This window comes from Nonomuraea sp. NPDC050451, assembly GCF_044458585.1.
On the sequence record NZ_JBITHZ010000001.1, the window covers coordinates 341,868 to 363,455 of the forward strand.

Sequence of the window (21,588 nt, forward strand, 5' to 3'; positions counted from 1 at the left end):
CTCGGGCGCTTGGCCGGGCGGTCGATGTCTCGGGGGCCCCTCCCAGCGGCGGGAAGTAAGGGGGGCGGAGGTGGCTGGGTGAAGGGCGTTCGGGGAGAGTTAACCCAGGGTTTACGAAACGGGACCGTTGCGTATCGGAATAACTTGCGATACGGTGACGTTGCGAAACTCGCACGTATCGAAATTGGGGGCTCTTCGTGAAAGACGTAGTAGTGGACCCGAACGCGGGCCATCCACGCCGATGGGGGATCCTCGGCGTTCTGGTGTTCAGCCTGCTGGCCGTCGTGCTGGACAACACCATCCTCAACGTGGCGATGAAGACCATCGCCGACAAGACGGTCGGTTTGGGGGCGACGCAGAGCGAGCTGGAGTGGGCGATCAACTCCTACACGCTGGTGTTCGCCGGATTGCTGTTCACGTTCGGGGTGATCGGGGACCGAACAGGGCGCAAGCGGATGTTGTTCATCGGCATGGCGCTGTTCGGACTGGCCTCGCTCGCCAGCGCATACTCCCAGGATCCGATGCAGTTGATCCTGGCGAGGGCGGCGATGGGCATCGGCGGGGCGGCGATCATGCCGGCGACGCTGGCGATCATCTCCAACGTTTTCCCGCCCGGTGAGCGGGGCAAGGCGATCGGCGTGTGGGCCGGCGGCGTGGGGCTCGCGGTGGCGATCGGGCCGATCACGGGTGGCCTGCTGATCCAGCACTTCTGGTGGGGCTCGGTCTTCCTGATCAACGTGCCGATCGTGATCATCGCCATGATCCTCATCGCGAACCTCGTACCGGAGTCGCGTGACCCGAAGCCGTCCAAGCTGGATCCGGTGGGTGTGCTGCTGTCGATCATCGGGTTGGTGGCCGTGGTGTACGGCATCATCCGCGGCGGCGGCCTCGGCACGGTCCTCAGCGCGGAGGTTCTGGTGCCGACGCTGTTCGGGGTAGTGGTGCTGGCCGCGTTCGTGTGGTGGGAGCGGCGCATCGACCACCCCATCTTCGATGTCCGCAACTTCGGCAACGTCCGCTTCAGCTCGGCCATCGGCATGATGGGCATCGTCTTCTTCGCGATGATGGGCGGGATGTTCTTCCTGACCTTCTACCTGCAGACCGTGCTGGCCTTCTCGCCGGTGCAGGCGGGGGCGCTGATGATCCCGTTCGCCGCCGCGCAGCTCATCTTCGCGCCGCTCAGCCAGCGGGTGAACGAGCGGTTCGGCGCCAAGCTGTCGGCCACCGTGAGCATGATCGTGGTGACGGCTGCCCTGGCCAGCTACGCGCTCATGGACCAGGACACGCCGATCGTGCTGATCGAGATCATCTTCTTCGTCCAGGGCGCCGCGATGGCGAACATCATGCCGCCCGCGACCACCGCCATCATGGAGTCGCTGCCCAGGGAGAAGGCCGGCGTCGGCTCGGCCATGAGCAACACCGTCCGCCAGGTCGCCGGCGCGCTCGGCGTGGCCGTGCTCGGCTCGGTGCTGTCGTCCAACTACCGCAGCGAGATCACGCCCTCGCTGGCCGGACTGCCCGCCGACGTCCAGCACACCGCGGGCGAGTCGATCGTACAGACGATGGGCGTCGCCCAGGCGCTCGGCGAGCGGGGCCAGGCGCTGATCAAGCCCGCGTTCGCCGCGTTCGTCGACGGCATGCACGTCACGGCGCTGGTGTCGGCGGTGATCGCGCTGGTCGGCGTCGCGGTGGTGGCAAAGTGGATGCCGGGCAAGGCGCGCCCGGTCACGCAGGCGGAACAGAAGGCACCGGCTGTAGTGTGAGGCAGCGATGACGATCCAGGAATCAGGGACTGCCCGTCCGGCGGGGCGTCCGCGTAGCGAGAAGGCCGAGAAGGCGATCATCGAGGCCACCCTCGATCTGATCGGCGAGGGCATGGGCGTCTCCGATCTGTCCATCGAGGCCATCGCGTCGAGGGCGGGCGTCGGCAAGACGACGATCTATCGGCGCTGGTCCAACAAGGAGGACCTGGTCGTCGACGCCCTCGCCACGCTCAAGGCCCCGGTGCCGTCGCTCTCCGGCACATCGGTGCGCGACGACCTGATCTCCCTGCTCGAGGCGATGCGCAGCGAGTCGGGCGTGGCCCGCAACCGCTGCGTGATGAAGATCGCGATGAGCGAGGCCGATCGGTATCCGCAGTTGATGGACCGGTTCGTCAAGCGGGCCATCGAGCCTCGCAGGCAGGCGATGCGCGCGGTGATCGAGCGCGGCATCGCCAACGGCGAGCTCCGCCCAGACCTGGACGTCTCCATGGGCATGGCCGTCCTCACCGGCACCATGCTCTGGTACACCAAGTGGGGTCCGGCCGGTGACCTGGCCCCGGATCTCGCCGAGCGCGTCGTTGATGCGGCTTTGGCGGGAATGGCCCCCTGACGGCCACTTGCGCGCTCTTGCGCACTGTGTTGTCCATTGTCCGCTGAGGCTGGTGTCCTGGGCTTGCGCTGTGTCGTTCGAGCGACGGTGTGAGCGGGCGGCGCTGCTGCTTTCCGGGGTACGGGGCCTCGGAAGTGATGACTCCCGGCGGGGGCGTGTTAGCGCCGCCCTCGCCGGGGCTTGCCTCAGGCGGGGTTCGTGACGACGGGGTCCGTGATCGTTTTGGCCTAGGCAGAACGTGAGCATTGTTCTAATCTCGCGGCCATGCCCCCCATGCGAAAAATCGCGACAATCGTCGTGCTCACGTCAGGTCTGCTGTTATCCGGCGGCACCGCTTTCGCCCATGAGGAGCGTCCGGTGACGCTTCCTGACGGTACGGGGACGGTGCCGGTGCTGCGGTCCGGGGAGCCGGATCTGCTGGTGTGCAAGACGGATAAAGCCGACTTTGAGCGTCGAATCGCGAAATTTCCGGGGGAGCTCAAAGCCCGCAACCTCGACCTTTTCACGAAATGTCAGCAAAAAGGGGTTAGGCACCTCCAAGAAGCCGTCGACCAGGTCGACCGCCCCGGAATGACGATCGCCATTCTCCCCGGACTCTACCGCGAGGAACCCAGCCGGCCCGCCCCCACCGGCGCCTGCGCCCAGCTCCCCGCCCGCTGGTCCACGTGGGGCTACCAGATCCTCTCCTTCGAACAGCAACAGCAGTGCCCCCACAACCAGAACCTCGTCGCCATCCTCGGCAAGAAGGACCTGCAGATCGAGGGCACCGGCACCGACCCGCTCGACGTCGTGATCGACGCGGAGTACCGCAAGCTCAACGCCGTCCGCGCCGACCGTACCGACGGCATCTACTTCCGGAACTTCACCGCCCAGCGCACCACGTTCAACTCCCTGTACGTGCTCGAAACCGACGGTTTCGTCATCGACCGCGTCCTCACCCGCTGGAACGACGAGTACGGCTTCCTCACCTTCGCCAGTGACCACGGCCTCTACACCGACTGCGAGGCGTACGGGAACGGCGACGGCGGCCTCTACCCGGGCAGCGCCTCCAACCTCAACGACGGCCGCGGCCACGACGTCCCCCGGTACGCCATCGAGATCCGCCGCTGCAAGAGCCACGACAACGCGCTCGGCTACTCGGGCACCGCGGGCGACTCGATGTGGGTGCACGACAACGAGTTCTACGACAACATGGTCGGCGCCACGATGGACAGCCTCTGGCCCTCACACCCCGGACTGCCGCAGAACCACGCCAAGTTCGAGAACAACAAGATCTACGACAACAACCGCGACTACTACCGCTACACCCGCGACGGCACCTGCGCCAAACCCCCGGCCGAGCGCGGCTACGAGCGGGGCGTGGTGTGCTCGCAGGTGGGCGTGCCCCCGGGGACGGGCATCCTGGTCGCGGGTGGCAACTACAACATCTTCAGGAACAACCTCATGTGGGGCCATCGGCGGGCGGCCTTCCACCTGTTCGGGGTGCCCGCGTTCATCAGGGGCGAGAACGACCTGGCCAAGCAGGCCGACACCTCCGACTACAACCGCTACGAGGGCAACGTGTTCGGCGTGAGCCCGGCGGGTGAGCGGCGGCCGAACGGGATCGACGTGTGGTGGGACGGGCAGGGCACCGGCAACTGCTGGCAGGCTGACACGGGTGCGTCGTCGCCCGCCGTCCTGCCGGTCTGCGCCGCCACGGCGCCCGCGCTGTCGGGCGGCGCGAACCGTCTGCTGGCCGAGCCCGTGAAGCTGATCAAGCTGTATCTGTGCGCGGACTTCAGCGCCTCGCAGGCCCGCCTGCCGGCCGGGTGCGACTGGTTCGGCGCCTCGGGGCTCGGCAAGGTGGAGGCGCAGCTCGCCCTCGGCGGCTCGGCGGTGCTCGGGCTGCTGCTGGGGCTGTTCTGGTGGCGTTCGCGGCGGGGCGCGCGCCGCCACGACGGCGGCGACGGCCCGTCGGGGAACGGCGTGGCGCCCGTGGTGACGGCGATCGTCCTGCGCCGGCACCGGCTGATCGTGGCGGGCAGCATCGCGGGGGCCGCCGGGCTCGTGCTGGACGTGGTGGCGGCGGCCGTGGACAGCACGTCGCAGGCCGGGGTCGCGCTGCTGCTCATGGGGGCGTGGTGGCTCTGCCTGGGTGCGGCGTCGCGGGGCAGGCGGCCGGCGTTCGGCCTGTTCACGATCGTGGTGGGGCTGCTGGCCTGCGCCGACGCCTTCGACCGGCTGGTGTACCTGATCCCCGCCGTCCCGCTGGGGCCGGGGTGGATCCGGGGGCTGCTGACCGGGCTCTGGGTGCTCTGCGCGGTCGTGGTGCTGGCGCCGCGGCGCAGGGGCACCGCGCGGAAGACGCCCGCCGAGGCCGAGGTGGGTGCGTGAGCAGGTCCGTCCGGGTGGCCGGGGGCGTGCTGGCGTGCTGGCTCGTCACGGCGTGCGGGCCGCTGTCGCAGACCCACCACAATCCGGGCAACAGCCACGAGGTGGCCACGGCAGCGCCGAGCGGGCAGGCGGACGCCGTGATCACCATCGCCCGCGGCCAGGTGAGCCCGCCGCCGGGCTGGCTGGAGGTGGCCAAGGGGCGGCAGGTCAGCATCACGGTGACCAGCGACGTGGCCGACGAGCTGCACGTGCACGGCTACGACATCGAGGCCGAGCTGCGGCCGGGGGTGCCCGCGACCGTGCGCTTCACGGCCGGCCTGACCGGGGTGTTCGAGGTGGAGACCCACAGGAGCAAGCTGGTCCTCACGCAACTGGCGGTCCGGTGACGGCGGGGGTCCTCGCCCACGGGATCGGTACGCGCGGCGACCTGCCGATCCCGCTCTTCTACGCCTACGCGGGCGCTGTCGCGGCGCTCGTCGTCTCGTTCCTGGCGCTCGGGCTGCTGTGGGCCGACTCCCGCTTCCGCGGCGACCGGGCGGGCCTGGTGATCCCATTGCGCCTGCCCGGCCGCCCGGCGCGCGTGCTGACCCTCGTCCTCGCCGTCTACACGATCGGCTGGCTCGCGGCCGGTCCCGTGGACGGGAACGCGGGGCCGTACCTGGTGTATGTGCTCTTCTGGGTGGGTCTGGTCCCGGCGTCGCTGCTGTTCGGGCCGGTGTGGCGGGCGCTGAGCCCGTTCCGGCTGCTGCCCGACCGGCCCCGGCGGCCGCTCCCGCGCGGGCTCGGCCACTGGCCCGCCGCCGCGGGCCTGCTCGCGTTCACCTGGACGGAGCTGGTCGCCCCCGAGCCCGCGGCCCCGCTCACCCTGCTGACCTTCTGCGCCCTGTACGCGGCCACCCAGCTCGCGGGCACCCTCGTGTACGGCCACGCCTGGCTGGAACGCGGCGACCCGTTCGAGGTGTACTCGACCCTGATCGGCCACCTGTCACCCCTAGGCAGAAGGGCGAACGGCGACCGCGTCCTGCGCAGCCCCTTCGACGGCCTCGATGCCATCCAGCCCGCCCCCGGCCTGGTCGCCACCGTCTGCGTCCTGCTCGGCGGCACCGCGTACGACGGCTTCTCCGGCACCCCCGCCTGGGTGAACGCCCTCCAGTCAGCCCCGCTCGGCCGCACCGGGCTGGGCACGCTCGGCCTGCTGACGGCCGTCGCCGGAGTGGCCCTCCTGTACGCCGCCTGCCTCGGCGCGGCCGGGCTGATCGGCGGCACCAGTGGGCTGACCGCCCGCTTCGCCCACTCGCTGGTGCCGATCGCCACCGGCTATCTCATCGCCCACTACTTCTCCCTGCTGGTCATCGAGGGCCGGCACGGCCTTCTCCTGGCGCTTGGCGTGGCCGCCCGGCCCGACCCGAACGCCGTCGAACCCGCCACGATCGCCACCGTCCAGGTGCTGGCCATCGTGATCGGCCACGTGGTGGGGGTGGTGGCCGCCCACGACCGCTCGGTCCGCCTCCTGCCGCCCGGCCGCGCGGTCGCGGGCCAGATCCCGCTGTTCGTCCTCATGGTCTGCTACACGCTCGGCGGCCTGACGCTCCTGCTGTGAGCGGAACGGGCTCGACTTCCGGCGGAGATCCGGGGCGGCGAGGTTCAGCCTCTGGTCGGTCGTCCGCCGAAGGGCCCTCTTCTAGCGTCGAAGGCATGATCGAGGTACGGGAGCTCACCAAGCGGTACGGCGGCGTCACCGCCGTACGCGATCTGTCCTTCACGGTACGGCCCGGCCAGGTGACCGGGTTCCTCGGCCCCAACGGCGCGGGCAAGTCCACCACCATGCGCGTCATCCTGGGGCTGCACCGGCCCAGCGCCGGGGCCGCGACCGTCAACGGCCGGCCCTACGCCGCACACCCCGACCCGCTCCGGCAGGTCGGGGCGCTGATGGAGGTCACGCCGGCGCACGGGGGCCGCACGGCGTACCAGCACCTGCTGGCGCTGGCCCGCACGCACGGGATCCCGCCCGCCCGGGTGGTCGAGGTGCTGGAGCAGGCGGGGCTGTCCTCGGCGGCGGGGCGGCGGGTGGGCGGGTTCTCGCTGGGCATGCGGCGGCGGCTCGGGGTCGCGGCGGCGCTGCTCGGCGACCCGTCGGTGGTGATCATGGACGAGCCGGTCAACGGGCTCGACCCCGACGGCGTGCTGTGGGTGCGCACACTGCTGCGGTCGCTGGCCGACGAGGGGCGCACCGTGCTCGTGTCCAGCCACCTGATGAGCGAGATGGCGCTGACGGCGCGGCAGCTCGTGATCATCGGCCGGGGGCGGCTGCTGGCGGAGGCCTCGGTGGCCGAGCTGATCGCGCGGGCCGGGACGGACGCGGTGCTGGTCCGCTGCCCGCGCGCCGCGCAGCTGCGGGATCTGCTGGTACGGCACGGAGCCTCGGTGACCAGCGCCGAGACGGGCGTGCTCGAGGTGGGCGGGCTGGCCGGGGAGGCGATCAGCGCGCTGGCCGCCCGCGAAGGGCTGGCGCTGCACGAGCTGACGCCCCGGCAGGTGTCGCTGGAGGAGGCGTACATGGAGCTCACGCGGAGCGAGAGGGGGATCCGATGAGCGGGTTGACGTTCGGGAGGGTCGTGCGCGCGGAGTGGACCAAGCTGTTCGCGCTGCGCTCCACATGGGTGGTGGTCGGGGTCGTGCCGCAGGTGCTGGTCGGGGTGGCGGCGCTGATCGGCTGGAACGCCTCGGGGGCCGCCGAGGCTGCGGGCGGGGTGACGGAGGCGGTCGGGGGCGGGTTCCTGGTGTTCGCGGTCGTGTTCGGCGTGTTCGGGGCGCTGGTCATGACGGGTGAGTACGGGTCCGGGCTGATCGGGGCCACGCTGGCGGCCGTGCCGCGGCGGCTGCCGGTGCTGTGGGCCAAGGCCGTGGTCCTGGTCGTGACGACCGGGCCGCTCATGGTCGTGACCTACCTGCTGGCGTTCCTGGCCAACCAGGCGTTCGCCGCCCATCCGATCACGCTGGGGGATCCCGGGGTCGTGCGGGCGATCCTGGGGGTGTCCGCCGCGACGGTAGCGGTGGCGCTGCTGGGCCTCGGGATCGGCACGATGTTGCGGCACACCGCGGCCGCGCTGCCCGTGTACATCGGGGTGCTGGTGCTGCTGCCGCCGGTGCTCCTCGGGGCGCTGCCCGAGGCGGTGCGGGAGACCGTGCTGCCGTACCTGCCGACGCTGGCGCTGCAGGCCATGTACCACGTGGGGGACGACGGCACGCCCGTGCTCGGTCCGGCGGCCGGGGCGGCGGTGTCGCTGGCCTGGGTCTTGGTGGCCCTGGCGGGTGCGGCCGTGCTGCTGCGCCGTCGCGATGCCTGAGGCGGGGGCGGGTCGTTGGGCGATGCATGGCGCGCCCGGCGGCCCTAGCCTGGGGGACGTGCGCCGACTCCGCGCCCTCGCTCAGCGCTACCCGCGGGTGGCGGACGGCTGCCTGGCCGGGCTCGTCGCGGCGGTGAGCGTGCCGGTGACGATGGGTGGCGGCGGCGCCCCCGGCGTGCTGGAGCCGGGCACCGGCGTCACGGGTGCCGGTTGGGTGTGGTTCGCCGCCGTGCACGTGCCGCTGGTGTGGCGGCGCAGGGCCCCCGTCGTGGTGTTCTGGGCGGTCATGGCGCTCGTGGCGGGCTGCGCGCTGGTCGGCCGCTTCACCGGCGTCTTCCTGGTCTTCGTGCCGCTCGCCGCGGTGTACGCGGTGGCCCGGCACCGCCCGGCCCGCCACCTGTGGCCCGCGGTCGGGGCGGTTGTGCTGGCCATGGGGCTCGGCCGGCTGCGTGACGATCCGGGCTGGCCGGTCATGATCGGGATGGCCGCGCTCACGGTGGCCACGGCGCTGGCCGGGGTCGTCCTGCGGATGCGGCGGGCGTACGTGGCGGATCGGGCCCGGCACCTGGAGCGGGAGCGTGACCAGCAGGCCCGGCTGGCGGTGGCCGCCGAGCGGGCCAGGATCGCCCGCGAGGTGCACGACATCGTGGCCCACAACCTGGCCGTCATGGTCGCGCTGGCCGACGGCGCCGCGTACGCGGGTCCCGAACGCGCCGCGGACGCGATGGGAAAGGTCGCCGCGACGGGACGGGAGGCGCTGTCGGAGATGCGGCGGCTGGTCGGGCTGCTGCGCGAGGAGCGGGCGCCGCAGCCGGGCTTCGACGACCTCGACCGCCTGCTGGAACAGGTGCGCGCGGCCGGCCTGCGGCTGGCGGTCACCCACGAGGGCGTGCCCGGCGCGTGGGGCCCGGGGGCGGGCCTGGCCGTCTACCGGATCGTCCAGGAGGCCCTGACCAACACGCTCAAGCACGCGGGCCCGGGCGCCCGCGTACGGGTCCGGCTCTCCTACACCCCGGAGGCCGCCGACCTGGAGATCGTCGACGACGGCGCGGGCCGCGCCGTCGTCCCCTACGACCGGACGGAAGCGGAAATGGCATCCCACGGGGGACACGGGCTGACGGGGATGGCCGAACGCGCCGCCCCGTACGGCGGGCAGGTGGAGGCCGGGCCGGTGCCCGGCGCGGGATGGCGGGTGCGCGCCCGGCTCCGCTTCGACGACGGGGCGGTGGTGTCGTGACGGCGGGTGTCCTGCTGGTGGACGACCAGCCGCTGCAGCGCCTCGGCTACCGCATGGTGATCGACGCCCAGCCCGACCTGGAGGTGGTGGGGGAGGCGGGCGACGGCGCGCAGGCGGTCTCGATGACGCGGGCGCTGGGGCCGGACGTGGTGCTGATGGACGTGCGCATGCCGGTGCTCGACGGCATCGAGGCGACCAAGCGCATCGTCGGCTCGGGGTCCGCGTCGCGGGTGCTGGTCCTGACCACGTTCGACCTCGACGAGTACGTCTACGCCGCCCTGCGCGCGGGGGCCAGCGGCTTCCTCCTCAAGGACGTGCCCCCGGCGGACCTGCTCACGGGCGTGCGCGCGGTCGCCGCCGGGGACGCCATGGTGTCGCCCGCCGTCACCCGCCGCCTCATCGACGCCTTCGCCGCCCACCTGCCGGACCCGGGCACCGGCCGCACGGCGGCCGCCGAGCTGCTGCACCGGCTCACCGAGCGCGAGCGGGACGTGCTGATGGAGGTGGCTCGGGGCCGCTCCAACGTGGAGATCGCCCAGGCTTTGACGGTCTCGGAGGCGACGGTCAAGAGCCATGTCGGGCGCATTCTCGCGAAACTCAACCTGCGAGATCGCGTGCAGATCGTGGTGCTGGCGTATGAGACGGGAATCGTCCGGCGGGGCGACGGCGGATTCGCCTGATCTACGCGGCGCTGATCCGCGACCGCAGGAGGACCGCGGTGATGTTGTCGTGCCCTCCCGCGTCCAACGCGTGCCCGATCAGCGCCCGCGCGTCCGCCAGCAGATCGCCCCGAGGACGCAGGGAGTCCAGGCCGGGCAGGTGCCGCCACAGGCCGTCGGTGCACAGCAGCAGCGGCCCGGCACCCGGGGGCGGTAGCTGCGGATGCGCGTCGTTCCTGGAGGCCGAGTTCGCCGGTTTCGGCCTTCCCGAGGAAGTGCGATGAGTTCCGGGATCCGCCCGGGTTGTACGTCCGGAACGAAGGCATCGACCCGGAAGGAACCCACCCATGTCCACGAACGAAGACCAGATCCGCGACCTCGTCCTGCGCTGGGCCGAGGCGGTGCACCGCGGCGACCTGGAGACGGTCCTCGCGGACCACGCGGCGGACATCGTGATGTTCGACGTGCCGGAGGACGTTCGCGGCATCGAGGCGTACGAGAAGGCCTGGCCGCCGTTCTTCGAGTGGCAGGCGCAGGGGGCGGCGTTCGAGATCGAGTCGCTGGACGTCGTCGCCGGTGACGGCGTCGCCTTCGCGTACGCGCTGCTGCGGTGCGGCATGCCCGCCGACGACCGGCGGCTGCGGCTGACGCTCGGCCTGCGCGAGGAGGGCGGCCGGTGGGTCGTCGCGCACGAGCACCACTCGTTCCCGATCGCCGACGACGGGGCGGCCGTGCGGGAGGTGCGCGGGGTGCACGAGCAGTGGTTCGCGGGCACCGCGGCCAAGGACCTGGACGGCATGATGGCCGCCATCGCCGACGACGTCGTGTCGTACGAGCACGACGCGCCGCTCGAGTACGTGGCGTCGAGGCGGTGCGGGAGGTCTGCGCGCGCGGGCTCGACGAGGGGCCCGACGTCCGCTTCGACATGCCGGATCTGAAGGTCATGGCCAGGGAGGACCTCGCGGTCGCGTGGGGGCTGAACCGGGTCCGCGTGGGCGGGGACGCCGAGACGTGGTCGCGGGGGACACGGGTGTTCGAGCGGCGGAACGGCTCGTGGGTGATGATCCACCAGCACGTCTCCTACCCGTACGACCCGGCCACGGGCGAGGCGCGGACCGACCTGCGCCCCGGCCCTGCCCGGCGCTAGGCGGGCGGCCGGACGGTGGCGAGCATGGTGTCGAGGGCGCGCTGGGACGTCTGCAGCTGCTCGATCGTCTCCGCGATGCGCTCGCGCTCCCTTCGCAGATTGCTCACCATGCCCGGGCACGCCGACGGCACCATCCGGTCGCCGTCGTCGTGGACGCAGGGCAGCAGGAGGGCGATGACGGTCGTGGGGAGTCCGGCGGCGAGCATCGTACGGATGTGGCGCACCGACGCCACGTCCGGCTCGCCGTACTCGCGGTAGCCGTTGGGCAGCCGCACCGGCCGCAGCAGCCCCTGCTCCTCGTAGTAGCGCAGCAGCCGCCTGCTCACCCCGGTGCGGTGGGCCAGCTCTCCGATCTTCATGGGCTCCCTTGACCTTCACATCGATGTGACGCCTTAGCTTCCGATCACAACAACGGAAAGGAGCCGATGATGCCTGGAGTTGTGATCATCGGAGCGGGGCCGGGGATCGGCCGGTCCGTCGCCCGCCGGTTCGCGCGGGAGGGGCTGCCGGTCGCGCTCGTCTCGCGTACCGGCACGACGCTGGATCTGGACGGGGTGCTCGCGTACAAGGCCGACACCACCGACGAGGACCAGCTCAGGGCGGCCCTCGACGCGGCCGCGGCCGAGCTGGGCACGCCGGACGCCGTGGTCTACAACGCCGCGATCATCCGGCCGGACGCGCCGGGCGAGGCGAGCGTGCGGGCCCAGCTCGACGCCTGGGCCGTGAACGTGGTGGGGGCGCTCATCGCGGCCGCGCACGTGGCGCCCGCGATGGCCCGGCGCGGCAGCGGGTCGTTCCTCATCACCGGGGGGATGCCCGAGCCCAAGGCCCAGTACGTCAGCCTCTCGCTCGGCAAGGCGGGCGTGCGGACGCTGGCGGCGCTGCTCGACCAGGAGTACGGGCCCTCGGGGGTGCACGTGGCCAGCGTCACCGTGGCCGGACCGGTCGCGCCCGGCACGGCCTTCGACCCCGACGACATCGCCGAGCACTACTGGCGCCTGCACACCCAGCCTCGGGAACGGTGGGAACAGGAGGTCCTCCACGACGGCACGGCATCACGTTCGTGAGGCTGTCGAGCCGTCGGGCGTGAGCTTCCAGAGCCAGCCGATCGCGCCGAGCCCGAGCCGCCCGGCCACCCGCTGGGAGGAGAGGTTGTCGGCACCGGTGCTGTAGAACAGGCGGATGCCCGGCAGCAGGCCGGCCCACGCGGCGGTGGTCGCCGCCGCGTACCCGCGGCCGCGGAAGGCGGGCGACGTCCAGGTGCCCGCCTCGGCCCCCTCGGAGGTCAGCCGGGCGCTGTGGCAGATCGCGGCCACCTGGCCGTCCTCGACGATCATCGCCCAGGGCGCGCCCGCGCGGCCGGTGAGGAGCTCGTCCCACTCCCCGGGCTTCCAGCTCGCGGGGCGCAGCGGGCGCAGGCGTGCGGCGTGCGAGGGGTCGTCCGACGTGATGACCTCGGCGGGGGTCCTGAACCGGAGCGGCGGGCGCACCAGATAGCACGGTCCTCCGGACACCGCCCGCCCGCCGCCCAGCAGGGCGTCGCACCGCGCCAGGACGTCAGGCGGGTGGCCTGGGGACGACGGGACGCCTTGGGAGACGAGGTCGAGGAGCCGCGTGGCGACCGGGTCGGGCACGTCGGCGCGGACCGCGGCGGTCATGCCGTCGGCCGCCACGCCGATCACCAGCTCCTCCGGCCCCGGCAGGCGGCCCCGGCCGTCGAGGCGCCAGATGACGCCCAGCTCGACGCGGAGCAGGTCGACGGTCATGACTCCACCAGCGTGGACTCGGCGCTCGCCGGGTCCGCGAGCGGGGATGCGGGGCTGGCGGTGTCCGTGAGCGTGGATGCGGGGTTGGCGGCGTCCGTGAGCGTGGATGCGGCGCTCCCCGCGTCCGCGAGCGGGGATGCGGCGCTCCCCGCGTCCACCAGCGTGAACGCGGCGCTTGCCGCCACCCTGCCGTTGACGATCACGTCGAGCTCCCTGGCGCCCGGCGGCTCGTCGCGGGTGGTGACCGGGCGGAAGGAATGGCTCTTGCGCACGGTGAACGTCGTGCCCGGACCCGCCGCCTCCCGCTGGCCCAGGTGGAACACCCGGCGCGAGCCCGCCCGCCGGATCGCGTACTTGAGCAGCACCGGCCCCGGCGCGCCCGCCGTGACCGTGACGGCGAAGGCCAGCCGCCTGCCGACGGCCACCGTGTCGGACTCGAGGGCCAGCAGATCGACGGCGCCGCTGCCCGGAGTGGCGCCCACCAGCGCCAGCGCCTCGGGGTGGCCGGAGCGCAGCAGCCCGCGCACCGCGTGGCGCAGCACCTTCTCCACATGCGAGCCGCCGTCGGAACGCCATCGGGCCAGCAGCTCCAGCGCCACCTCCGGATGGTCCTTGGCCAGGTCGTTGACGTGGTTGGCGACCGAACGGCGGACGTATTCGCTCGGGTCGTCGCGCAGCCGGTCGAGCAGGGGCAGGGTCGGCCCCGGCGCCATCAGCCAGCGCACCCGGGCGCCCCACGGCAGCCGCGGGCGCGACCCCTCCGAGGCCAGGCGGCGCAGATGCTCGTCGGGGGACTCGGCCCAGCCGTACATGATCTTGAGTGCGTCGTCGCGGTAGCGCTCAAGGTAGGGCCGTACGGCGAACTCGCCCGTCGCGTACGGCGTGAGCACCGCCAGCGTGCCCATCCCCGCCTCCAGGTGGTCGAGCCCCTGGACGGCCGTGTGATCGGTGGCCGGCCAGCCGCTCCACATGTCCAGCCCGACCCGTGAGACGCACTCGCGCACGACCTCGGCGGCCTGCGGGTAGGGCAGCGGCAGCGCGTCGTGCAGGGCCGCGGCGACGTGCCGGACGCGGTCCTTGAGCTCGAGCCCGTCGAGCCCGGCCAGGGCGCGCTCGATGAAGCCGGTCCGCGGGAACGGCGCCCAGGCGGCGGCCAGCCCGTCGGCCAGCACGGAGATGGACGTGGCGTTGATCATGTCCTTGAGCGGTTGAGGCACGCGCCCACTGTGCCAGCCGCCACCGACAATCCCTCAGCCCTGCCACCGACAATCCCTCAGCCCTGCCACCGACGATCCCTCAGCCTTGCCGGTGAGGAGCCCTCAGCCCTGCTGGGGCAGCTCGAGGAAGTACGGCCGCATCGAGGGATAGTAGTCGTCGAAGTCCGGTGTGGGGGAGCCGTCGCGGGCGGCCACGAGCATGTCGAGGTAGTACTCCCAGCCGGGGCCGACCTCGCCGATCGCGTCCTCGGTGTCGAGATGGTGGACGAACCGCAGCTCCGTCGTGCCATCACGCTCCTCCAGCAGCAGTTCGACCCGCCAGGCCCCGAACTCGTCCAGCGCGGACACGGCCAGCCGCCTCGGCGGTTCGCAGGCCTCGATGCGCATCTCGAACCAGGGGGCCTGCTCCTCGTACACCATCCGCACCTTGATCGTCTGCCCGGGCGCGCCATGGCCCTCCCAGGGGCCGAACCAGCGGGCGGTACGGTCGGGTTCGGTGATGCTGGCCCACACGTCCTCGGCGGGCGCGCGGAACGTACGGGACAGAACGAGGTCGCTCCCTTCGCTCGTCCTGAACAACCGGCCGGTGGGGATGCGGTTCATGCTGTCTTTTCCTCTCTGCTGCTGCCGGTCCCGGTGGTCGGGCGGCGCTCGCGGCGGGTCCGGTAGACCTCGGTCTCCAGCGCGTCAAGGCGGTGCTCCCATCCGGAGGGCCGTCCGAACTGGGCGAGCCAGGCGACGAGCTCCTCGAACGGCTCGGGTTCGAGCGCGTAGAAGCGCTGCCTGCCGATCAGCTCCGCGCGAACCAGCCCGCTCTGCCTGAGCACCCGCAGGTGCCGGCTGACGGCGGGCCGGCTGATGGCGAACCGCTCGGCGACCTCCCCGGCGGACAGCCGCCCTTCCCTGAGCATCTCCAGGATCCGCCGCCGCACCGGGTCCGCGATCGCCCCTGCCACCTCGTCCACGGCAAAAGCGTAACCCATTGGTTACGCGTTCGCCAGCCGCGTCTTCCTGGACGCCGCCCGCTCGCGAGCGTGGAACGCGACCCAGCACACCGCCAGCGCCACCCCGAACACCGGCACCCAGCCCAGCCGGGCCAGCACCCACTCGGGTCCGTCGGGCACCGTGTGCAGGCCGGGGAGGGCCTCGCCCGCGAGCAGCCCGATCGCGGTGACCAGGATCATCGCGCTCTGGTGCCACAGGAAGATCGTCATCGCGGACAGGTTCACCAGCGCCACCGCCGCCCACACGGCCGGCCGCCGCAGCGCCCGGCGCAACGGGCCGAGCAGCAGCAGGGCCGCCCCGCACTGGGCCAGCCCGAAGGAGACGGCCGCGAGCGTGGGCGGGTCGAGGTTGGAGACGGCGGCGCCGGGCACCCCGACCATGGCCGCCGGATACCCCGCCCCGAGCACCAGCCCCACCGTCCCCACCGCCCCGCCGACCGACAACCCCCATCCGGCGCCACGATTCCGCAGCGCCCCTCGCGCCCAGGCCGCACCCAGGCAGTACGGCACCAGCCACCCGGCAAGGACGTTTATGGAGCCGAGCCAGGAGAGATCGCTCAGTCCTTGGGACGCCGGCCATCCGGCAAGCCCGTTGACGGAGCCAAGCCACGAGAACCCGCCCACGCCGTACCGGACCAGATCGATCACCGCGACGGTCACCAGCGGCCACATCGGATGCAACCGGGCCACCAGCGGAGTCGCCGCCGTCAACACCGCGAACACCACCAGGAACCACATCGGCGACAGCACCAGCTTGACCAGCCTGGTCACGGTAACGGTGTCGGCTCCGGCGGCCAGCATCCCGACCGCCGTCACACTCCAGACCGCCATCACGACACCGACCGGCCTGAACAGCCGCGCCAGCCGCGCGCCCAGCCACTGCCGGTACGTCCCGGCCGCCGCGCCCCGGCTCTTGGCCGCCGCGTACCCGCCCACGAGGAAGAACACCGCCAGCGTCTGGAACAGCCAGGTGGCGGGGGCCAACTGCGGGAGGTACCGCACGGGGCTGGCCACCCGTATCGCGCCGCTGTCGAGCACCAGCGCCGTCACGAGCCAGTGCCCGAGCACGACCCCGCCGATGGCCAGCGCACGCAGAGCGTCGATGGCACGGTCACGACCGGGCGGAGTGGCACGCTCGACCCGCCGCACGAGGCCACGCAACGGTGCGAGAACGCGGCGTCGCCGGGTCGCGGTGGCGTGGCCGACCCGCCATGCGAGGTTGCGCGCCGGTTCGAGAGCGCGGCGCCGCTCGGGCCGGACGACACCCGCGTCCATGTAAGTGGGCTCACGCATTACGGCCCACTTCGCCGACGGCCTGACCGGCGACGATCCTGGCGATGTTCTCCAACGCCGGCGAACCGGACCTGAGATAGTCGCTGTGCCCACCGCCGCCCGCTGCGAAGACATGGGCGCCGAACTGCAGGGACACCGGGTCGGTGCCGAACCCGGCAGTGAGGAAGGGCAGACGGAGCCGCACGCTCGGGATGCGTGCGACCCAGTCTTTGGCGCCCCGACCGGCCCAGACGGTGGCCCTCGTCCGCAGGGCGGCCACGTTGGGAGCGATCACGCCGGGGCTCCCGTACAGGACGATGTTGCCGACATCCAACCCTGACGCGGCCCGCGCGCACACCACGGAGCCGTACGAGTGGCACAGCAGCGAGATCCCGGCGGCAGGCTTGGCAGCGACGAGCTCCCGTACGAACCCCCGCAGCCCGGAGACGGCCCCATCGGCCCAACCGGCCGACATCGCGGCCAGACTGACAGTGCTCGGAGTCCGGTATCCGAGCCAGGCGATGACGGCGGCCCGATCCCCGAGCGCCTCCCGCAGCCGCATGGAGCCGCCGCGAAGGAGCCCGTACTTGTCGAGATTGGTGTCGGAGCCGGGGACCAGGACGGCGATCGTGTCGGCCGTCGCCAGATCGCCGAACACCTCGACGGCCCGGCCACCGTCACGCCCGTCGAAGGCCAGGAACCGGCGGGAGGCATCCGCCATGTCGCGCAACATCGCAGCCCGCCACAGATGCCCGTACCGGACCGCCATCCGCTCAGCCGCCCGAATGTCCTCCCGACTCGCGGCATACCGCTGCGCAAGGGCATCGGGAGCAGCACTCCGGAGCGGCGCGAGATGATCGGGTACGGGCGCCGGCACAGCCCCAGGCCACGCCGCCCCCGAAACCGGCACGCCCATGGCGACGGCGACAAACGCGCCAACCAGAAAGCGCCAGCGGCTCCGCCTTCGAAGCGCTCCCTCCTCCTTAGCCCGCCACCACCTTCCACACCGTCGCACCAACCGCGGCGCCATGCTTGCCAACCGCGGCGCCATGCTTGCCAACCGCGCCGGCATGCTCGCCAACCACGGCGTCGGTCTCACGCACCTCTGCAGTCGGTTCCCACGCCATCGCCCACGACTCCGGCGTCGCCGTTGACGGCTTCCACTCCCGCGCCGCACTGCTACGCGTCCCGCTCGGGGCACCGATATCGCTTCGCCCACTGATCCCGCTCGGAGCACCGCTCCCGCTGTGGACAGTTGCGCCGCTCCGGGTACTTGCCCTGTCCGGAGGGCCCGCCCTGTCCCGAGGGCCCGCTCTATCCGGAGGGCCCGCTCTATCCGGAGGGCCCGCTCTATCCGGAGGGCCCGCTCTATCCGGAGGGCCCGCTCTATCCCGAGGGCCTGCCCCGTTTGGGAGGCCCGCCCCGTTTGGAGCGCCTGCCCTATCCGGAGGGCCTGCCCTGTTCGGAAGGCCCGCACGATTCGGGGGGTTTGCCTTGCTCGGGTGGCCTGTCTGGCTCGGGTAGCACGCCTTGCTCGGGTCGTCCGGTCGGCTAGTGCCGCCATCCCGCTACGTGGGACTTCTGCATGGACTTCGATCACCCAGGCGACGCTGCCGCACCCGACATGCCCACCACATCGAACCCACGACCGCATTCCAGCGACCCAGGGTGGACCCAGGATGTACGACCGTGGTCCGATGCCCCGCCCAACATCACGCAGCTACCATCGGCCCATGCAGGTCACCCCACCCCTCCCACTGCTGAGGCGGGTGCCGTCCGGCGTCTGGACGGCGCTGGCCTGGTGCGCGGGCCTGGCGCTCACGTTCCTGATGCGCGTCAGGCTGCCAGGTGAGGCGGAGCCCGCCTACAGCCCCGGCGCGTTGCTATACCACTGGGACGGCCTGTCGTTCCTGATGGTGGCCACCGCGCTGGTCGTGGCAGGCAGCATCCTGCTGGACCGCCGCCCACTCCGGGGTCTGACCCTGCTGCTGGCAGCCTCCGCCGTGGCATGCATGCCGCTGGGCGTAGGAGAGATCCCTTCGGCCCAGTTCCTGGCGGTCGACGCCGCCCTTTACTTCATCGCGGCCACCGCCCCACGCCGTACGAGCATCGCCGCCATCACCATGTCGCTCATCACGCTGGCGGGCTATCTGGGGACTCGGCTGCTCTTCGGCTGGGTCGTCGGGACCTCGGCGGAGCTCGCCGTGGCCATGACGGCCGTCATCGCCTGGCTGGTCGGCCGCTCGGTGCATCAGGCCCATGAGCACGCCGAGAGCCTCCGCGTCCAGGCCACCGCCCAAGCGATCACCAGCGAACGCCTCCGGATCGCCCGCGAGCTCCACGACATGGTCGCGCACAGCATCGGCATAATCGCCCTGCAGGCCGGTGCCGCCCGGCGCGTGATCGACACTCAGCCCGTACGAGCCCGCGAAGCGCTGGGCGAGATCGAGACGGTCGGCCGCGAGACACTGTCCGGCCTACGCCGCATGTTGGGCGCCCTCCGCCACCCCGAGCCGACCCACCCACGAGAGACGAAACCCACTAATCGCCCGAAACTGGCCCAGCCACCGCATAGCGAGTCGCCCGACCGCTCCACACCGGCCGACCAGAGACCGGGCGTGCTGCCCGGTCAGCCCGCACCGACCGAGCAGCGACCGGACGCGGTGCCCGATCAGCCCGCACGGACCGAGCAGCGACCAGACGCGGTGCCCGATCAGCCCGCACGGACCGAGCAGAGACCGGACGCGTTGTCCAGCCGGTCCATGCCCGTCGAAAAAGGACCCGCCCAGCGCACGCAGGCTGAGCTGGGGTCGCGTGCCCCATTCGGTGGGTCTGCGGTGGTTGAGGAGAGTTTCGGTCAGTGCGCGCCAGCCGAACTGAGGTCGGGTGAGTCCCTCGCTGGCTCCGCCGTGGCTGGGGTGATTGAGGAGGACGCCGGTCGGTGTGCGCCGATTGAATTGGAGTCGGACGGACCGTTCGGCGGGTTCGCGTCGGTCGAGGAGCGCCCGGACGCTGCGGCGCTCAGCCGACCTGCGTCGGTCGAGCAGGGGCAGGATGCATCGGACGAGTTGGGACAGCATGCGTCGCTCAGCCAGTACGCGCCGGTCGAGCCGCCACAGCGGACACGGTCCGATTGCCCAGAATCGGGCCAGACGCCACCGACTGTGCCTCTAGGCCAACCCGAATCTGGCCCCACACCTTCGACCGCGCCGCTCGATCCGGACCTTGCGCCGCTCGACCTTGCCCCGCTCGTTCCGGACCTTGCCCCGCTCGGCCCGACCCTTGCCCCGCTCGTTCCGGGCCTCGCGCCAGCCGGCCTGGCCGAGCTGGAGCGGCTTGCCGCGACGACGACGGCCGCCGGTGTTCAGGTCCAGGTGCGCTGGCGGGGTGTACGACGTCCACTGCCTCCGGAGATCGACATGTCCGCCTACCGCATCGTCCAGGAGGCCGTCACCAACGTCACCCGCCACGCCGAGCATCCCTCATGCCAGGTGACCATCGACTTCGGTGACGACGAATTGGCCATTGAGGTCATTGACCCCGCACCGAGCCCTCACCCCGGACTCTCCCTGGACCCCGGTGCGCGCCTTGCCTCGGGCGGCAGTTCGGGCCTTACCCTGGACCCCGGTTCGCGCCCGGCCTCGGACGGCAGTGTGGGCCTTACTCCGGACCCCGGCTCGCGCCTTGCCTCGGACGGCAGTGTGGGCCTTACTCCGGACCCCGGTCCGCGCTTTCCCTCGGGTCGCAGCCCGGCTCTTTCCTCGGGCCGCAGCCCGGGTCTTTCCTCGGGCAGTGGTTTGGCTCTTTCCTCTGACTCCAGTCCGGGTTCTTTCCCGGACCCCAGCCGGGGCGATACCGCGGCCCCTGCCCTCGATCTCGGCGCCGCCGCGGACTGCAGTTCCCGCTTCGGTCCCCGTCTCGACGTCAGCCTCAGCTCGGGCTCTGGTTCTGGTCTCGGCGCTGTTCCTGCCCACAGCTCCGGCTCTGGTGCTGGGCGTGGTTTTGGGTTCGGTGGTGGCCGGGGGCGCGGTCGGGGGCGTAAGGCGGGGGGTGGATATGGTCTGGTCGGGATGCGTGAACGAGTGGCTCTGTTGCATGGTGTCTTCTCTGCTGGGCCACGTCAGGAAGGCGGTTTTCGGGTGGTGGCGCGCCTGCCCGTACCGGCGCGGGTGCGATGAACGTCCGTGTTCTGCTGGCCGATGACCAGCCGCTGATTCGGACCGCTCTGCAGATGGTCATCACCGACGCGTCGGATCTCGAGCTCGTCGGCGAGGCGGGAACGGGTACGGAGGCGGTTCGCCTGACCGGGGAACTGCGGCCCGATGTCGTGGTGATGGACATCCGCATGCCTGGCATGGACGGCATCCAGGCCACCCGCTTGATCACGGCCGGCCCCACCGATGCCCGCGTCATCGTCCTGACGACGTTCGATGAGGACGATTACGTGTATGGGGCCTTGCGGTCCGGGGCGTCCGGGTTTCTCGTCAAGGACATGGCGCTTGATGACATACTTGCGGCGATTCGCGTGGTCGCCGCTGGAGATGCCCTGATCGCGCCTAGCGTCACCCGTCGGCTGATCGAGGAGTTCGCTGCTCGCCCTCAGCCCGCCCCGCGCCATCGGCCCCTCGACGGCATCACCGATCGCGAACGTGAGGTGCTGACCCTCATCGCTCGTGGGCTGTCCAACACGGAGATCGCCACTGGCCTGGTTCTGAGCGTTGCCACGATCAAGGCGTACATGACGAGGCTGTTGACCAAGCTGCACGCCCGTGACCGCGTTCAGCTCGTCATCATCGCCTATGAAGCGGGCCTGGTGTCAGCGTCCCGCGACGGGTAGGCGCCTTTTGCAATGAGTGGCTCCTCGCCCGTTGACGCTACGGGGTGCGGGGTCGGGGGTTCGGAGCTGTTCGTGTTTGAGCTTTCGTGAGGGTGCATGGCATGGCTCTGGTCACGTCATCGCCGAAGTGCGTAGTGCCCGGTCCGTCCCGTGTCGCCGTCCGGGACCGGTTCAAGCACCTCCCCCCGCAGACGAGCAGGTGTTGCGGCTGGTCGGTGCGCATCTGGGCGTGCTTGCCTCGGCCGATCCAAGACCTGGACTTCGCCGTGGAGAAGACCCGGGAGAAGCACGGCCGCCGCGAACGCTTCCGCCGGCTCCTCTCCGGCATGCCCACGAGCAGGCTGCGGGCCCGGCCG

At 71.8% G+C, this 21,588-nt stretch carries 21 protein-coding genes; 14 read left to right on the forward strand and 7 right to left on the reverse strand.

Features of this window, described 5'->3' with window-relative positions; all coding sequences use genetic code 11:
- Positions 1-197 precede the first annotated feature (197 nt).
- From ACIBI9_RS01445 to ACIBI9_RS01495, 11 genes are all read left to right on the forward strand, one after another.
- Positions 198-1,763 (forward strand): MFS transporter, encoded by a 1,566-nt coding sequence (locus ACIBI9_RS01445; RefSeq protein ID WP_397219945.1) that lies wholly within the window; start codon positions 198-200, stop codon positions 1,761-1,763.
- A gap of 7 nt (positions 1,764-1,770) precedes the next feature.
- Positions 1,771-2,373, forward strand: coding sequence for a TetR/AcrR family transcriptional regulator (locus tag ACIBI9_RS01450; protein ID WP_397219946.1), 603 nt, complete (start codon positions 1,771-1,773; stop codon positions 2,371-2,373).
- A gap of 570 nt (positions 2,374-2,943) precedes the next feature.
- Positions 2,944-4,746 carry a hypothetical protein gene (locus tag ACIBI9_RS01455; RefSeq protein ID WP_397219947.1) on the forward strand — a complete coding sequence of 601 codons (1,803 nt, stop codon included), beginning with the start codon at positions 2,944-2,946 and terminating at the stop codon, positions 4,744-4,746.
- Positions 4,743-5,132, forward strand: a complete 390-nt coding sequence (locus ACIBI9_RS01460) for a hypothetical protein (protein ID WP_397219949.1) — start codon at positions 4,743-4,745, stop codon at positions 5,130-5,132. The genes ACIBI9_RS01455 and ACIBI9_RS01460 overlap by 4 nt, the downstream gene beginning before the upstream one ends.
- Positions 5,129-6,346, forward strand: coding sequence for a hypothetical protein (locus ACIBI9_RS01465; RefSeq protein WP_397219950.1), 1,218 nt, complete (start codon positions 5,129-5,131; stop codon positions 6,344-6,346). Before ACIBI9_RS01460 ends, ACIBI9_RS01465 begins: the two co-directional genes overlap by 4 nt.
- A gap of 95 nt (positions 6,347-6,441) precedes the next feature.
- Positions 6,442-7,338 (forward strand): ABC transporter ATP-binding protein, encoded by an 897-nt coding sequence (locus ACIBI9_RS01470; RefSeq protein ID WP_397219951.1) that lies wholly within the window; start codon positions 6,442-6,444, stop codon positions 7,336-7,338.
- Complete coding sequence (locus ACIBI9_RS01475; protein ID WP_397219952.1) at positions 7,335-8,093, forward strand: ABC transporter permease subunit; 759 nt, start codon at positions 7,335-7,337, stop codon at positions 8,091-8,093. Before ACIBI9_RS01470 ends, ACIBI9_RS01475 begins: the two co-directional genes overlap by 4 nt.
- 58 nt (positions 8,094-8,151) lie before the next feature.
- A complete protein-coding gene (locus tag ACIBI9_RS01480; RefSeq protein WP_397219953.1) occupies positions 8,152-9,330 on the forward strand; it encodes a sensor histidine kinase in 1,179 nt (392 codons plus the stop codon).
- Positions 9,327-10,010 (forward strand): response regulator, encoded by a 684-nt coding sequence (locus ACIBI9_RS01485; RefSeq protein WP_397219954.1) that lies wholly within the window; start codon positions 9,327-9,329, stop codon positions 10,008-10,010. The genes ACIBI9_RS01480 and ACIBI9_RS01485 overlap by 4 nt, the downstream gene beginning before the upstream one ends.
- A 326-nt stretch (positions 10,011-10,336) precedes the next feature.
- Positions 10,337-10,927: a YybH family protein gene (locus tag ACIBI9_RS01490; RefSeq protein WP_397219955.1), complete on the forward strand. Its 591-nt coding sequence runs from the start codon at positions 10,337-10,339 to the stop codon at positions 10,925-10,927.
- Positions 10,861-11,136, forward strand: coding sequence for a YybH family protein (locus ACIBI9_RS01495; RefSeq protein ID WP_397219956.1), 276 nt, complete (start codon positions 10,861-10,863; stop codon positions 11,134-11,136). The genes ACIBI9_RS01490 and ACIBI9_RS01495 overlap by 67 nt, the downstream gene beginning before the upstream one ends.
- Here ACIBI9_RS01495 and ACIBI9_RS01500 read toward each other — a convergent pair.
- Positions 11,133-11,495 carry a MerR family transcriptional regulator gene (locus ACIBI9_RS01500; protein ID WP_397219957.1) on the reverse strand — a complete coding sequence of 121 codons (363 nt, stop codon included), beginning with the start codon at positions 11,493-11,495 and terminating at the stop codon, positions 11,133-11,135. The two genes, ACIBI9_RS01495 and ACIBI9_RS01500, sit on opposite strands and share 4 nt — an antisense overlap.
- 66 nt (positions 11,496-11,561) lie before the next feature.
- On the opposite strand from ACIBI9_RS01500, the gene ACIBI9_RS01505 reads away from it, so the two are divergent.
- Positions 11,562-12,203 (forward strand): SDR family NAD(P)-dependent oxidoreductase, encoded by a 642-nt coding sequence (locus ACIBI9_RS01505; protein WP_397219958.1) that lies wholly within the window; start codon positions 11,562-11,564, stop codon positions 12,201-12,203.
- Here ACIBI9_RS01505 and ACIBI9_RS01510 read toward each other — a convergent pair.
- The 6 genes from ACIBI9_RS01510 to ACIBI9_RS01535 form a co-directional block, all read right to left on the reverse strand.
- On the reverse strand, positions 12,192-12,902 hold the full coding sequence (locus ACIBI9_RS01510; RefSeq protein WP_397219959.1) for a GNAT family N-acetyltransferase: 711 nt from the start codon (positions 12,900-12,902) through the stop codon (positions 12,192-12,194). The genes ACIBI9_RS01505 and ACIBI9_RS01510 overlap by 12 nt on opposite strands.
- Positions 12,899-14,119, reverse strand: coding sequence for a DNA alkylation repair protein (locus tag ACIBI9_RS01515; protein ID WP_397219960.1), 1,221 nt, complete (start codon positions 14,117-14,119; stop codon positions 12,899-12,901). The genes ACIBI9_RS01510 and ACIBI9_RS01515 overlap by 4 nt, the downstream gene beginning before the upstream one ends.
- A 102-nt stretch (positions 14,120-14,221) precedes the next feature.
- Positions 14,222-14,722, reverse strand: a complete 501-nt coding sequence (locus tag ACIBI9_RS01520; RefSeq protein ID WP_397219961.1) for an SRPBCC family protein — start codon at positions 14,720-14,722, stop codon at positions 14,222-14,224.
- Positions 14,719-15,084 carry a metalloregulator ArsR/SmtB family transcription factor gene (locus tag ACIBI9_RS01525; protein ID WP_397219962.1) on the reverse strand — a complete coding sequence of 122 codons (366 nt, stop codon included), beginning with the start codon at positions 15,082-15,084 and terminating at the stop codon, positions 14,719-14,721. The genes ACIBI9_RS01520 and ACIBI9_RS01525 overlap by 4 nt, the downstream gene beginning before the upstream one ends.
- A gap of 21 nt (positions 15,085-15,105) precedes the next feature.
- On the reverse strand, positions 15,106-16,416 hold the full coding sequence (locus ACIBI9_RS01530; RefSeq protein ID WP_397219963.1) for an acyltransferase: 1,311 nt from the start codon (positions 16,414-16,416) through the stop codon (positions 15,106-15,108).
- Positions 16,409-17,116: an alpha/beta hydrolase gene (locus tag ACIBI9_RS01535; protein WP_397219964.1), complete on the reverse strand. Its 708-nt coding sequence runs from the start codon at positions 17,114-17,116 to the stop codon at positions 16,409-16,411. Before ACIBI9_RS01535 ends, ACIBI9_RS01530 begins: the two co-directional genes overlap by 8 nt.
- Positions 17,117-18,128: 1,012 nt before the next feature.
- On the opposite strand from ACIBI9_RS01535, the gene ACIBI9_RS01540 reads away from it, so the two are divergent.
- Both ACIBI9_RS01540 and ACIBI9_RS01545 read left to right on the forward strand, forming a co-directional pair.
- Complete coding sequence (locus ACIBI9_RS01540; protein WP_397219965.1) at positions 18,129-20,573, forward strand: histidine kinase; 2,445 nt, start codon at positions 18,129-18,131, stop codon at positions 20,571-20,573.
- On the forward strand, positions 20,570-21,232 hold the full coding sequence (locus ACIBI9_RS01545) for a response regulator (RefSeq protein ID WP_397219966.1): 663 nt from the start codon (positions 20,570-20,572) through the stop codon (positions 21,230-21,232). Before ACIBI9_RS01540 ends, ACIBI9_RS01545 begins: the two co-directional genes overlap by 4 nt.
- Positions 21,233-21,588 lie beyond the last annotated feature (356 nt).